The following is a 14789-nucleotide window of genomic DNA, read 5'->3' as shown; positions in this document are numbered from 1 at the left end:
ATTATGAATCTTACTAAGTTGAAAAATATACCAGTGTCTGAGTTAGTTAAGCTCGGAGAGGGTATGGGTCTAGAAAATTTGGCTCGTATGAGAAAACAAGATATTATTTTTGCGATTTTTAAGCAACATGCTAAAACTGGAGAAGATATTTTTGGAGATGGAGTATTAGAAATTTTACAAGATGGATTTGGGTTTCTTCGTTCTAGCGATAGTTCATATTTAGCAGGACCAGATGATATTTATGTTTCTCCTAGTCAAATTAGGCGTTTTAATTTAAGAACTGGAGATACTATTTCTGGAAAAATACGCCCCCCAAAAGAGGGTGAACGTTATTTTGCTTTGTTAAAAGTAAATGATGTAAATTATGATAAACCAGAGAATGCTAGGAGTAAGATTTTATTTGAAAATCTTACTCCTTTACATGCTAATTCCAGACTTCGTATGGAAAGAGGGAATGGGTCAACGGAAGATTTAACAGCTAGAGTATTAGATTTAGCTTCTCCTATTGGAAGAGGGCAAAGGGGGTTAATAGTAGCTCCTCCTAAAGCTGGGAAAACTATGTTATTACAAAATATTGCACAGAGTATTAGTCATAATTATCCAGATTGTGTTCTTATAGTACTATTAATAGATGAACGGCCTGAAGAGGTAACTGAAATGCAACGTTTGGTGCATGGAGAAGTTATTGCATCAACTTTTGATGAGCCAGCTTCTCGTCATGTTCAGGTAGCTGAAATGGTTATTGAAAAAGCTAAAAGGTTAGTAGAACATAGAAAAGATGTGATTATTTTATTAGATTCTATTACTCGATTAGCACGAGCTTATAATACTATAGTTCCTGCATCTGGAAAAGTATTGACAGGAGGAGTTGATGCTAATGCTTTGCATCGTCCTAAACGTTTTTTCGGAGCTGCTAGAAATATGGAAGAAGGAGGAAGTTTAACAATTATTGCTACGGCTTTGATTGACACTGGATCTAAAATGGATGAAGTAATTTATGAGGAGTTTAAGGGAACAGGAAATATGGAATTACATTTGTCTAGAAAGATTGCAGAAAAACGCGTATTTCCTGCTATTGATTATAATAGATCTGGAACAAGGAAAGAGGAATTGCTTACTACTCATGATGAACTTCAGAAAATATGGATTTTACGAAAGATAATTCATCCTATGGGGGAAATTGATGCTATGGAATTTATGATGAATAAGTTATCTATGACTAAAACTAATGATGAGTTTTTTGACATGATGAAACGTTGTTAGTAGTTTAAGCAGTTGAAATTCTTTATATTTGTTCATAGCCATCATTATTGTTTTATTAAGTTATGAATTTTAGGTATTATATAGGTTATGAATCAATATTTTTAATGTCGTAGTAGTGTCTTAAAAATACTAAGAGCATATTTATAGTGTTTATTTACCAATTTGTATTTTTATACGACAGATAAAATGACAATCTTAAAATTAAGAAAGGCGTCCGTGGCTTAAGTGGATAGAGCATTGCCCTCCGAAGGCAAAGATTTCAGGTTCAAATCCTGTCGGACGCATTTTGTTTAGATTGCATTAACGGGGGTAGATTATACAATAAAAGAATTATAATATTTTTTATTAATTACACATTATTATAAACGTTAAAATAAAGATAGTAGAAGGTGATTGTAGCTCAGTCGGTAGAGCCCTGGATTGTGGTTCCAGTAGTCGTGGGTTCGAGTCCCATCAGTCACCCATGTAAAATTTGTATGAAGTGGATGAAAAATAAAGAAGTAGTAATAAATTAATTTTTTTAAAAATTAAAATATGAGCGAAGGTGGCGAAATAGGAAGACGCATTAACTTCAGAGGTTAATGTCTTGAGCAAGACTTAAGGGTTCAAATCCCTTCCTTCGCATTTTTAATAAAAATTTATTATTTATAATAGCAAATAAGAAAAATATTATTGTAGAGATTGTATCAAAATAAAATAATTTTAAAGCTTAAGAGATCGGCGAGTAGCGCAGTTTGGTAGCGCGTCTGGTTTGGGACCAGTAGGTCGGAGGTTCAAATCCTCTCTCGCCGAAAATAATAAAGTGTGATATGTGGAAAGTGTATTATTAATACATAGGTATTAAAGGTATTATAATTCAACGTTATATTTTATTTATTTTAAAATTTATATATAAGTAAAAAATGTTGAATTTTATTTTAAAATATTAAAAATAGCGTTGTTATTTGCTGACTTGGCTATAATAATATTTGTTTTGTTCCATCCTAAATTTTCTGCTATTTTCGATAAACGTATGCTTACAACTATTAGTTGACATTGTATCAACCATGTGTCTCGGTAGTGTTGTGGAATTAAATAATATAATTGTTTTAGCGTTTCTTTAGTAGTTACTACTATAGTAGTAATATTTAGAGCAAGCATTAAATTAAGTTGTTCTTGCCCATTATATTTGATAGGATTTCTGGTATAACATTCGAAAGATAATACTAATGCTCCTCTTTGTTGAAGAGTGTTTTGTAACAGGGTACGTCCGTTATTTCCTTTTAAAATAAGAGCACGACGCCCAGATATGTTTTGTATTAATTCTGGAAATTGCAATAGGTTTTCACTAGTTTCTTCGTTGTATGGATATTTAGATGATATGCCTGATAATATATACATTTTTAAACTAGTTCTTGATCCAATAGAATAATATGTTATTGTAGAAGGCCAATGCCCTCCTGTTTTTAGTAATTGAAAATGGGCATATTTAACTGCATGTTGAGATAAAAAAAATAGTAAATCTCCTGACTCAAGTAAATTCAAATATTTTTTTATAAGTGGTAGGTTTTTTCCAGAAGAAAAATAAATTAGTGGTAAATGATGAGCAAACTTTCCAATAGCAAGTAATTTGTGTACTAATTCTTCTCCGTTAGGTGAAGGACGTGTTACTAAAATGTTCATAAAATTACTGCTCCATTTTTATTATTGAGTTTATTTGATTGCATTAATATCAAGTTGAGTAGTTTCTTTAAATTGATTCAATAATTTTTTAGCAAGAAATAAACCTAATTTTTCTGCTTGATCAAATGGTGCTCTACCTTCGGTTCGAATAATTTTACTACCATCAGGTAAGCCTATGAGAGCTCTTAGCCATATTTGGTGATTGTGAATTTCAGAATAACTAGCGATTGGAAATTGACAGTAACCTTCTAAATAAGTAGTGACTGCTCGTTCTGATTGAATTCTTAAAGAGGTTTCTTGATGATATAAAGGAGAGAGTAAAGATAAAGTATCAATATCTTTTTTACGGCATTCTATAGCTATTGCACCTTGTCCCATGGCAGGTAATAAATCTTTTGGATTGATGTATGTTTTAATATATTGGGTTAAATGTAATCTATTTAATCCAGCTACTGCTAAAATTATTGCATCATATTTTCCTTGATGTAATTTCTTAATTCTTGTGTCTATATTCCCTCTGAGATTGTGTAATGTTAAATCTGATCGTCGGGCTTGAATTTGACATTGTCTTCTTAAGCTAGATGTACCTATTATACTTCCTGATGGTAACATGTCTATATTGGAATATTTTATACTGACAAAAGCATCTCTTGGATCGATACGTTTGCATAATATTGGAAGTATTAGTTCGTTAGGTAATGATGCGGTCATATCTTTCATAGAATGCACGGCTATGTCTGCTCGATTTTCAATTAACGCATATTCTAATTCTTTAATAAACGCCCCTTTTTTGATTTTTATTTTTGTAGTTGAATTAAAAAATTTATCCCCTGTTGTAACGATAGGTACTAACTTGATTTTTATGTTTGGATGAAAACGTTTTAATTCATTGCAAACATATTCTGATTGACAGATGGCTAATCGACTTTTTCTTGTGGCAATTCTTAAAAATTTAGTATTCATAAATAGATTATATTATGAATGACTTTTAAAATACTATATTTTCATTAGTTATCGGTAAAATAACAAATATATTCGAATTAATTTTTATAATTTTATTTGTGAAAATATAGCTTTATAATAATACGTATAAGGAAAATTAATAATATATGAAAGTAATAATATAATTAATTATTTATTTGAATAGATAGCTAGATTATTTTATATTTGGTTAAATCAAGAAAGATATGTGTAATAAAATAAATTAGGGCATGTGCTATATAGTGTGTATAAGGGGATGGGATATATTGCATATAAAACTTTATTTGTAGTTATTATAATAAATTATTATAATTTATTATAATAAGTATATTATACTAATGGTTTATATATTAAAAATATGTAGTAATATATGTATGATATGAAATGTATGTTTTTTATCTTTATAACGAAGTGTATCTAACATATAATTAGATTTAGAGTGGTGAGTATTACTTTCTAGATATATAAGAAGCAATAGTTTTTATTATATACTATTGTTTCTAGTAGATTGTATTATATTTACTTGTCGATGCTATACGAGGGAATATGAGATTTTCAAAAATGCATGGCTTGGGAAATGATTTTATGGTTGTTGATTCTATTACTCAGAAAGTGCATGTTACTTTTGAAAAGATACAGTGGTTATCTAATAGATATAGAGGAATTGGGTTTAATCAATTATTAATAGTAGAACCTCCTTATGATCCTTCTATTGATTTTCATTGCCGAATTTATAATGCAGATGGGTCAGAAGTGTATCAGTGTGGTAATGGTATACGTTGTGTTGCTAGATTTGTATATATAAAAAAATTAACTAATAAAGAAAATATTAGAATTAGTACGCGTTTTGGCAATATGTATGTATCGATAATAGACGATGATCTTATATCTGTTAATATGGGAGAACCGATATTTGAGCCTGATAAGATACCATTTATTTTTCCTCAGTATCAAAAAAATTATATTTTATTTTTACCTACACAAACGATATTGTGTGGAGTAGTATCAATTGGTAATCCTCATTGCATTGTTTTAGTTGAAACAATAGAATCAGTTTCTTTAAATATATTAGGGCCTGCTTTGGAAGATCATCATTGTTTTCCTAAGAAATCTAATATTAGTTTTATGAGAATTATTGATTCAGAAAATATTGAACTTCGAGTATATGAGCGAGGGGTAGGAGAAACTCAAGCGTGTGGTAGTGCTGCATGTGCAGCTGTTGCTTTTGGAATACAACAGGGGTTATTAATACGAGAAGAGCGTTTGGTACAAGTACATTTATTAGGAGGAAGTTTATTTGTGTCTTGGAAAGGAATAGGATATCCATTGTATATGATTGGGTCTACATCATACGTTTATGATGGATGTATTCATTTGTAAAATAATATTAATTATTAATTAGGAATGTTTTGAAAAATTGATTCAGATTTGTCGATCGATTAAACCCTTTTATGCTATTACTTTGGATTTAGATAATACTTTATATGATAATAAGCCGATTATTTGTAGAGCTGAAGATAAGTTAGTTTTTTTTTTAAGAAGATATCATCCTGCTTTATATAATGTAAGAAAATCAGATTTTTATTTTTCCAAAAAAATGGTTAAATCATTAGATCCTGAGATCTATCATGATGTTAATAGTTGGAGATGGAAATCTTTAGAAAATATTTTATTAAAATCAGGTCTTTCTAAGCATGATGCTCAATTAGGGGCTGATTGTGCAATGGAGATGATTATATACTGGAGAAATCAAATAGATGTTTCTATTAATACAATTCAAGCGTTAAAAGCATTGAGTTCTAAATGGCCTTTAATAGCCATTACTAATGGAAATTCGAATCTTATAATGTGTGGATTAAGAAGATATTTTAGTGATGTTTTACGAGCAGGTATACATGGTAGAGCTAAACCATATAAGGATATGTATTTACTATCATCAAAGTATTTTGGTATGTCTTGTAAATATATTTTGCATGTGGGGGATGATTTATATTCTGATATTCAGGGAGCAATTTTATCCGGGATGCAATCCTGTTGGATGCAGAGGTATAGTTTAAGTAGTATAATTGTTAATACTAAGTTATTGCCACATTTAGTAATTTCAGATTTAACGTCTTTGGCATATTTTTTATAAATAAATAATAGAAGAAATAAATTTTGAGTGAATATGAATGTAATAAAAGTACGTAAGAAATAAAATGTATTTTTTGGATATTCATATTGATATGATTAGATATGGTTGATAAATAAAAAAAACTAAGAATTAATATAAGTATATGTAAGTTTTTAATAAATGAATACTTTTTGTATTTTATAATGTTAATTATTTGATGTATGTATAGATTTAAGATGATTATGCTGTATTTGTTTGTATGTTTTTATCAATTAATTTTGCTACATTTTTGTGTTTAAATGTTTGTTAAAATTTGTATAGTTCAATGATTGAGCTGTATCTTAAGAATAAGAATAATAAGTTGTATTGATTTGATATGATGAAAGTTGATTTTTGTTTTATACATTTTAAGTCTCAATAAATATAATGCAATCATTATTAGAATAAAATTATATAGTTCAAATATTTATTTTATGGAATATAAATGTGTGGGTATTTTTTTTGATTTAGAAAATTGAAATAAAATTTCACAATAATATTATTGATTGAGTCAACATGATAAAAATTTATAAAAATGATTAGTAGATTATTTTAATATAAGTATTTATATTTGTGTTTTGATTTTGTTTAGTTGAGTTTGATTTAATAAATTTAAATAGGCATTTTATACAATAAAAAAATAGATGTTCATTTTGTATTTGTTAAATTTTATTAAAATATGAGAAAATTTATATTGTTGATTAATACATGAAAGTTAAATAAAATACAATGTACTATATGATTATAGATAGTATTTAAGAGTGTTTTATTGAAGAGAATGAGTGTTATTAATAGTATATTTTATGTACGAAATGTAGAATTTAGCATGGTAATACTTTTAATTTTTATTTTTTAATTGTGTTTGTTGTAATTTTGCTTTTTAATTTATTTCATATGATAAGTGTATATTACAAACCTGCCATTGTGATCCTATTGTTTAATTATTAATTATTTTAGTTTAATTCAAATATGTGTTGATAATGATGAAAAATGATAGTATGAATATGCTTAAAGTATTTCAATTGAAAAATAATTATTTATTTCGTATTGATGAAAAAGATTTGTTTAATGCAATTAATGATATTCTTTGGGTAGATATAATTAAGTTGAATAATAATGAAAATTATTGTGTGCAACATATTTTAGAACAATATAAAGTAAATTTTTTTAAATTAAAAGATATAGAAAGTAAACGTTTTTGTAGTAATCAAGATGGTACATATATTAGTTCTTTCTTTTTTTCATGTGATGATCATAATCAAATAAGTAATGTAATTGTATTTTTTATCATTCATAATGATCGTTTATACACATTACGTGGATCAAGATTTCCAGTATTTTGTACGTATCAGCGATCTTTAAGTGATCATTGGCTAGGTGATGGTAATGCATATGAGTTATTATTAAGTTTGTTTTCGGTAAAGATTGATGATTTAACAGATAAAATAGAGAATATTTATTCTACTTTAGAAACATTAAGTTTTGTTGTTATGGGAGGTCAACAAATTGATGAATATGATAGTATATTATCTGATTTAGCTGAATTAGAAAGTATGAGCTGGAAAATTCAAATAAATTTGTTAGATACTGAAAGAGCAATTAAGTTTTTAGCACGTCAATCAAAATTACCTACGACTCAAAAACGATACGCTAATGAAATTTTAAATGATATAATTTTATTATTGTCATATAATGAATCTATTTTTCAAAAAGTTAGTTTTCTAACACAGTCAGTAATGGGATTAATTAATATAGAGCAGAATCGTATAATAAAAATATTTTCAATTGTTTTTTTGCCTCCTACTTTAATAGCATCTAGTTATGGGATGAATTTTGAGTTTATGCCGGAGTTGAAGTGGTTATTCGGATATCCTATAGCAATAATTTTAATGATCTTAACTGGATTAGTGCCGTATTTATATTTTAAGTATAAAAATTGGTTGTGATATATCAGTTTTAGGATAAATAATTTTTTTAGATTTATATTAGAGAATGTAATTGATTCATAGAGATTGAAGATAATTTGTTGTTTCGGTATTGTATTAAATTTATGTTAATGTAGAAGAGAGTTATATTTTAATGTAGATTATTAATGATAGATGGAGGTTTGGAATGTATGTTTTGTGTTGTTGTATCTGATTTAGATGGAACTTTATTAACTCCAAGTAATCAATTAACATATTTTACTAGAAAAATTTTGAAGTTGTTAGTTTCTAATTTTAGGGTGCATTTTATTCTTGCTACAGGAAGACACTATGTTAATGTTACAGCAATACGTAATTATTTAGATATTCATGATTATATCATCACTGCAAATGGATCAAGAATTCATAATTCTGATAGTAAGTTAATTGCTTCTTATGATTTGGATTTAGACATTATATACGATTTATTACAGATGACCCAGTATGATTTAAAAATAGTTACTAATGTTTGTAAGCATGATGGAACGTGGGTGGTGAGTAGATATCCATATAATAATACATCTATTTTTAGAAATTTTGTTTCATATAATGAAATATATGAAAAAAAGGTATTTTTTTGTAGTGATGTTAGTAAAATATATTTTACTAGCGAAAATTGTCAGGAGTTATGTTTTTTAGAAAAAAGAATAACTGAGCGATGGGGGGCTCGTGTTAATGTTAGTTTTTCTTTTCCGACGTGTTTAGAAGTAATGCCGGGAGGTATATCTAAAGGATTTGCATTAGAACAAGTAGTGAATTTGTTAGGATATCGTCTTAAGGATTGTATATCGTTTGGAGATGGAATGAATGATCAGGAGATGCTATCTATGACTGGAAAAGGTTGTATAATGTATAATGCTCAGAAACGTTTGAAAGATTCTTTACCACTTTTAGAAGTCATTGGAAGCAATGCAGATGAAGCAGTGCCTCATTATTTAAAAGATATGTATTTTTGTTAAATATAGTAGTGATTATTGTAAATTGAGTTTGAGTATAAATAAATGATTATTTGAGTATATATTAATATATAAATTTTTGTGATACACGTAAGATGTGTTTATATTTTTATTGTTTTATCATGTATTGATAAATACACCTTACATTATTATTATATCGATAGAAAAAAATTAATACAAATGGTGTTTGATTTCGAATCAAAATCAATAATTGATTTGTTTGTGTGTTTGTATTGATGCAAGGTACAGGGTTATTTTGTGTATATTTTGGGGTAGGATGTCATTAACAATTAACCGGCTCTTATTATATTATTTTATTTAGAAGCACGGTTAATTGTATACTTATTTAAAGAATTTTTGTGCAATATTGTTATTGCGTATGGAATTTTATGGATATAGATAGGTACGTATTCCATCAAGCAACATTTGAGTAGAGATCATAATTAATAATAATCCCATCAATCGTTCTAATGCGTTTATTCCTTTATTACCTAATAGATTTGAGAGCAAATTAGATAACATGAGAATTAATATAGATAACCCCCAGGCAATAATTAGCGCAATGATTATTAGATTTATATGATGGGGATATTGATGGGATAATAGTAGCAATGTTGCTAAAACTGATGGTCCAGCAACTAATGGAATCGCAAGTGGAACTAAAAAAGGTTCTTCTTCGCTAGAAAATCCAGAGTTATTTCCTTCCTGTTCAGGAAAAATCATTTTTATGGCAATTAAAAATAAGACAATTCCACCAGAAATTGAAACGGTTTCTGTATGTAAATTAAGAAAGGTTAAAATATGTTCTCCAACAAATAGAAAACTTAACATTAATAACAAAGCAATTAACATTTCTCTGATTACTATAATTTGACGTCTTTTTGGTGATAAATCTTTTAGTATTGACATAAAAATTGGTAAATTTCCTATGGGGTCCATTATTAAAAATAATAGAATTGTAGCCGATATCATGTCATTCATTATTATTTTCCTAAAAGTTATTTTGTACTTTATGTACTTTTTTTGTTATGTAAAATAAATTATTAATTATATTAATATATAGTTATATTAAATTTTAATAATGATGATATTGTATATATATCATAGATATGTCTTTTATTTTGAATAAAATTTAGTTTTAATTACTATGATAGACATAATTATGTTTATACAATATTTAATAATGTGATTGAGAGACAATTATAATGAAAACAGTTGGTTTTGTTGGGTGGCGAGGTATGGTAGGTTCAGTCTTAATGAATCGTATGAAGGAAGAATCTGATTTTAATCATTTTAATGCAGTTTTTTTTTCTACATCTCAAGCAGGAGAGAAAGCGCCTGTTGTAATTCAAGATCATCAAAATTTAATTTTACAAAATGCGTGGGATATAGAATATTTAAAATCATTAGATATACTTGTTACATGTCAAGGAAGTACATACACTAAATTTATATATCCAAGATTGAGAGCTAGTGGGTGGACTGGATATTGGATTGATACTGCTTCTTATTTACGAATGCATCAAGATGCTGTAATTGTGCTTGATCCTGTTAATAAATTAGTAATAGAAAGAGGTATAAATAATGGTGTTAAAACGTTTGTTGGAGGGAATTGTACTGTTAGTTTAATGTTAATGGCATTGGGTGGTTTGTTTAATCAGAATTTGATTGAATGGATTTTTGTATCTACTTATCAAGCAGCTTCTGGTTATGGAGCTAAAGCTATAAAAGAGTTGTTAGTACAAATAGGGCAGGTATATAATACAATTTCTGACTTATTAGATGATTCAAATATACCTATTTTAGAGATTGAACGAGTGATTACCGAATTTAGTAAAACGAATACTATTTCGACAGATTGTTTTAAGAAACCATTAATTGGAAACGTTCTTCCATGGATTGGAGAAGAATGTGTTGAATATAAGGGGCAATCTCGTGAAGAATGGAAAGGTCAATTAGAGACTAATAAGATTCTTAATACATCGAAGTTAATTCTTATAGATAGTTTATGTGTTCGAGTATGTTCATTGCGTTGTCATAGTCAATCATTAATGATTAAATTAAAAAAGAACTTATGTTTAACAGAAATAGAAAATTTAATCGAATCTCATAATAATTGGGTTAAAGTTGTTTCGAATCAAGCTGATATATCGTTAGGTCAGTTAACTCCGTTATCGGTATCTGGTACTCTGAGGATTGCGATTGGTCGGTTACGTAAAATGAATATAGGAGATGAATTTATTTCTGCTTTTACTGTAGGAGATCAATTACTTTGGGGAGCTGCAGAACCTATACGTAGGATTTTAAATCGATTATTATGATCTATGTTGTATTATTAGTGTTGTAATTATTATTGAAATAAATAATTGAAAATTAATTTAGATTCTTCTTTTTAAAAAGATGAGAACTATAGTTCTACGGGATATTAAGTTATAATCATATATAAGAAATGTTAAATTTTTTATAATGGGATTTGTATATATAAATTTTTAATAAAAGGAATGTTTCCCTCTTTGATGGGAAGTGGAATCAATTACCCCTTTTAATTCTGGAAAAAATTTTTTTAAGGTTTTTTCGATGCCTTCTTTGATGGTGTACAAGGCCATGGAACATCCGTTACAACCGCCATGAAATTGAAGAATTGCCATGCCATCCGTATTGACTTTAATTAAAGATACACTTCCACCATGCATTGCTAATTGTGGATTGATTTGTTGTGTTATTACATATTTTATTCGATCTGTTAATGAAGAATTATTTGTTATTTTTTTATTTATATTGTCAGAAGGATTATCGATAGAGTTTGTAAGATTAGGGGATTGAATAGTAATTTGTGTTCTTAAATCATCAGTAATAATATCTATTTGGGTGTTTTGAATGAAAGGTGCTATTATTTTTTCTAAGTATATAGCAAATTGATTAAATTGAATTTTCAAATAATTATAGGAATCGTTTTGTTTTGGGGTATAATAATGGAGATTACATTGAGCATGTAATGTTCCTGGGTTTGTTACAGAAAGTCGTATGTGAGTATTTGTGTTTTGTTTTTTTAAAAGTTCGGCAAGATATTGTTGGGCCGCTTTAGTAATATATAACATTTGTGTCATGTCTCATTTTATTGAATAATTTATACGTCACAATAATATTTTTTTGAAGAAATAAAATATTTAGAAATATGCGTTTGTACTGACGAACATTGTTATTATACATATTTATAAATCAAAATAAATATCCATAATTGAAAATTATGATATTTAAAAAAATAAATATACCATTATATGTTTATATATGAAGTAAATATAATTAATGTGTATTTGCATATAATATATATAAGTATAAGAAATGAGTTGTTAAGTTTAATAAAAATATTGTTTGAATTTAAATAATGATGTAGAGATATTTGAGAAATATAACAATTAATTCATAGTCAAGTAAATTGTTATTTTGATAAATGAATTATTTATTCACTTTAAGATAAATGAGTAAGTCAAATGATATTTGATAGATAATTATATTGAAATTAGTGTGATATGGATTGATTTTTATGATATGCATTCTAATATTATGTAGTTAGTAATTTAGATAATTATAAGTAAATGTGATTAAAGATGAAATTAAAGTTGTTTAATTACATTTGTATTATTTTCAAAAAATTTAATATAAATCGTTAATAAAATATGTGCATAATAAGTTATATAGAATGAGTGATAATTGATTAAATAGCATTTACTAATATTAGAGTAAAAACACATAATTTTATTCTTAGATAGCTTATAAATACAAATTCGAATTATTGATGGTTTAGTCTAAGTGTAAAATGAGGTTTTGTAATTGTACTTAATAGAAGATTTATATTACAATGTGGCGAATATATATAAGAAAGTTGTTATAAATGTGGTGGGTTTTTATTTATTTTTAAATATATCATATTTTTTATCGTATGTCATAATCAATGTGATTTCTTGATAGACGAGAGAATTTCATAAATATTCGTTAGCATATGTTATGTTGAGAATAAAAATATTAGTATAAAATGTTTTATATATAAAGAATACTATGTTAGTAGAGAGACGAAATATTTTTTTAATTGGTCCTATGGGTGCTGGAAAGAGTACTGTAGGTCGGCAATTAGCCAAACAATTAAGTTTATTATTTTTTGATTCTGATCAGGAAATTGAGATTCGTACAGGAGCAAATATTAGTTGGGTATTTGATGTAGAAGGCGAATCTGGATTTCGTGATCGTGAAGAGAAGATTATTAATGAATTAACAAAGAAAACGGGAATTGTGTTAGCTACAGGTGGAGGTTCAGTGTTATCTAGTATAACTAGAAAGAATCTTTCTAGTAGAGGATTGGTAGTGTATTTAAAAACAACTATTGATAAGCAATTAATAAGAACTAAGCGTGATAAAAGACGACCGTTATTATTGCAATCGTTGAATGATGGTTTCTCTACTAATGATGACAGTATTAGAGAGACATTAGAGTTATTAGCTAAAGCACGTAATCCATTGTACGAGGAGATTGCAAATATAACTGTATCAACTGATGAACAAAATGTTAGATTTGTAGTAAATAAGATCCTTGTTTTGTGTAAAAAACAAAATATTTTGTAGTGTGTGTAAGTGATGTAATTGGTATATTTAGTGATTTTTGAATAGTTTATTTATGATGAAAAGAATTTTTATTGAATTACAAGAAAGGAGTTATTTTGTTTATATAGCCCATGGTATATTAAAAGATACTAAGTTTCGTTGGAAATTGAAAAAAGGAGATGTAGCAGTACTGATTACAGATATTCAAGTTGCCCCTCTTTATTTAAAGAGAATATGTAATACATTAAATTCATTTGGTGTGATCACTGACCGATTAGTTTTGCCGGTAGGAGAACAAAGTAAGTCTTTGTCTGTATTAGATCAAATTTTTACTAAATTATTAAATAAAAATTATGATCGAAATATAGTACTTATTGCATTAGGAGGAGGTGTTATTGGAGATTTAACTGGATTTGCAGCAGCAACATATCATCGGGGAATACGTTTGATTCAAGTTCCAACAACTTTATTAGCTCAAGTAGATGCGTCTGTTGGAGGAAAAACTGGTATTAATCATGTTCTTGGTAAAAATATGATTGGAGCTTTTTATCAGCCTGTTGAAGTAATTATTGATTTGGATTGTTTATTTACTTTGAGTATGAAAGAATTTTCTGCTGGATTAGCAGAGGTAATTAAGTATGCTGTTGCCTTTGATGCGAGTTTTTTTAATTGGCTGGAGAATAATTTAGATGATTTGTTAAAGTTTCATCCTCAGTCTTTGATGTATTGTGTTTATCGTTGTTGTAAATTAAAAGCATCTATAGTATCGTTAGATGAACGTGAAATTCAAATAGGGAAAAGAAGTTTATTAAATCTTGGTCATACTTATGGTCATGCTATAGAGTCTTATTTTAGTTATACTGGATGGTCTCATGGTGAGGCAATATCGGTTGGAATTGTAATGGCAGTAAATGCTGCATTACATTTACAAAAGTTTTTGAGTACGCGAGATGCTATGCGAATTAAATTATTATTAGAGCGAGCTCATCTTCCTGTTCATGGTCCTCAAGAAATGCAGTCGAAAGATTATCTTAGGTATATGGCTCGAGATAAGAAATCAAGATTAGGAAAAATTAATTTAGTTTTACCTGTATCGATAGGTAGAGCAAGAGTATTTTTGAATATTGATCAAAATGTAATATTAAATTCTATTGAATATAATTTAATTAAATAGATGAATAATGTTTTTATATGTTTAGATTTTGATTTTCATTT

12 protein-coding genes and 4 tRNA genes are annotated in these 14789 nt (G+C 27.6%); 12 read left to right on the top strand and 4 right to left on the bottom strand.

Going from position 1 to position 14789, the window contains the following annotated elements; all coding sequences use genetic code 11:
* Window positions 1–3: 3 nt before the first annotated feature.
* The 5 genes from rho to BVAF_RS02895 all read left to right on the top strand — a co-directional run bounded on the left by rho (window position 4) and on the right by BVAF_RS02895 (window position 2055).
* A complete protein-coding gene (rho, locus tag BVAF_RS02915) occupies window positions 4–1263 on the top strand; it encodes a transcription termination factor Rho (RefSeq protein WP_013516887.1) in 1260 nt (419 codons plus the stop codon).
* Window positions 1264–1473: 210 nt separating this feature from the next.
* Window positions 1474–1547: transfer RNA gene (locus BVAF_RS02910), tRNA-Arg, on the top strand.
* Between the two features lie 105 nt (window positions 1548–1652).
* Window positions 1653–1725, top strand: a tRNA-His gene (locus tag BVAF_RS02905).
* A 76-nt stretch (window positions 1726–1801) separates the two neighbouring features.
* Window positions 1802–1887, top strand: a tRNA-Leu gene (locus BVAF_RS02900).
* Between the two features lie 94 nt (window positions 1888–1981).
* Window positions 1982–2055 (top strand) — tRNA-Pro (locus BVAF_RS02895).
* Window positions 2056–2175: 120 nt separating this feature from the next.
* Here the strand turns inward: BVAF_RS02895 and hemD are convergent.
* Together hemD and hemC are read right to left on the bottom strand one after the other, a co-directional pair.
* Window positions 2176–2925: a uroporphyrinogen-III synthase gene (gene hemD / locus BVAF_RS02890; RefSeq protein WP_013516886.1), complete on the bottom strand. Its 750-nt coding sequence runs from the start codon at window positions 2923–2925 to the stop codon at window positions 2176–2178.
* 30 nt (window positions 2926–2955) lie between these two features.
* The gene (gene hemC / locus BVAF_RS02885; RefSeq protein ID WP_013516885.1) at window positions 2956–3888 is read right to left on the bottom strand and encodes a hydroxymethylbilane synthase; all 933 of its coding nucleotides are present in this window, start codon (window positions 3886–3888) and stop codon (window positions 2956–2958) included.
* A 564-nt stretch (window positions 3889–4452) separates the two neighbouring features.
* On the opposite strand from hemC, the gene dapF reads away from it, so the two are divergent.
* The 4 genes from dapF to BVAF_RS02865 all read left to right on the top strand — a co-directional run bounded on the left by dapF (window position 4453) and on the right by BVAF_RS02865 (window position 8981).
* Window positions 4453–5286, top strand: a complete 834-nt coding sequence (gene dapF / locus BVAF_RS02880; protein ID WP_013516884.1) for a diaminopimelate epimerase — start codon at window positions 4453–4455, stop codon at window positions 5284–5286.
* Window positions 5287–5323: 37 nt separating this feature from the next.
* On the top strand, window positions 5324–6040 hold the full coding sequence (gene yigB / locus BVAF_RS02875) for a 5-amino-6-(5-phospho-D-ribitylamino)uracil phosphatase YigB (RefSeq protein ID WP_013516883.1): 717 nt from the start codon (window positions 5324–5326) through the stop codon (window positions 6038–6040).
* Between the two features lie 1022 nt (window positions 6041–7062).
* Window positions 7063–8004, top strand: coding sequence for a magnesium/cobalt transporter CorA (corA, locus tag BVAF_RS02870; RefSeq protein ID WP_013516882.1), 942 nt, complete (start codon window positions 7063–7065; stop codon window positions 8002–8004).
* A gap of 170 nt (window positions 8005–8174) precedes the next feature.
* Window positions 8175–8981, top strand: coding sequence for a Cof-type HAD-IIB family hydrolase (locus BVAF_RS02865; RefSeq protein ID WP_013516881.1), 807 nt, complete (start codon window positions 8175–8177; stop codon window positions 8979–8981).
* A gap of 384 nt (window positions 8982–9365) precedes the next feature.
* Here BVAF_RS02865 and BVAF_RS02860 read toward each other — a convergent pair whose 3' ends face one another.
* On the bottom strand, window positions 9366–9959 hold the full coding sequence (locus BVAF_RS02860; RefSeq protein ID WP_013516880.1) for a YhgN family NAAT transporter: 594 nt from the start codon (window positions 9957–9959) through the stop codon (window positions 9366–9368).
* A 224-nt stretch (window positions 9960–10183) separates the two neighbouring features.
* On the opposite strand from BVAF_RS02860, the gene asd reads away from it, so the two are divergent.
* Window positions 10184–11299 carry an aspartate-semialdehyde dehydrogenase gene (gene asd / locus BVAF_RS02855; protein ID WP_013516879.1) on the top strand — a complete coding sequence of 372 codons (1116 nt, stop codon included), beginning with the start codon at window positions 10184–10186 and terminating at the stop codon, window positions 11297–11299.
* A gap of 168 nt (window positions 11300–11467) precedes the next feature.
* Here the strand turns inward: asd and BVAF_RS02850 are convergent, their stop codons facing one another.
* A complete protein-coding gene (locus BVAF_RS02850; protein ID WP_320408528.1) occupies window positions 11468–12085 on the bottom strand; it encodes an NfuA family Fe-S biogenesis protein in 618 nt (205 codons plus the stop codon).
* Window positions 12086–13034: 949 nt separating this feature from the next.
* Between BVAF_RS02850 and aroK the strand changes: the two genes are divergently transcribed.
* Window positions 13035–13595: a shikimate kinase AroK gene (gene aroK, locus BVAF_RS02845; protein ID WP_013516877.1), complete on the top strand. Its 561-nt coding sequence runs from the start codon at window positions 13035–13037 to the stop codon at window positions 13593–13595.
* 55 nt (window positions 13596–13650) lie between these two features.
* The gene (gene aroB / locus BVAF_RS02840) at window positions 13651–14748 is read left to right on the top strand and encodes a 3-dehydroquinate synthase (RefSeq protein ID WP_044026222.1); all 1098 of its coding nucleotides are present in this window, start codon (window positions 13651–13653) and stop codon (window positions 14746–14748) included.
* The last annotated feature ends 41 nt before the right edge of the window (window positions 14749–14789 follow it).

This window comes from Candidatus Blochmanniella vafra str. BVAF, from assembly GCF_000185985.2.
GTDB classification, from domain to species: Bacteria; Pseudomonadota; Gammaproteobacteria; order Enterobacterales; family Enterobacteriaceae; genus Blochmanniella; species Blochmanniella vafra.
This window is presented reverse-complemented; position numbering and strand designations above follow the sequence as displayed.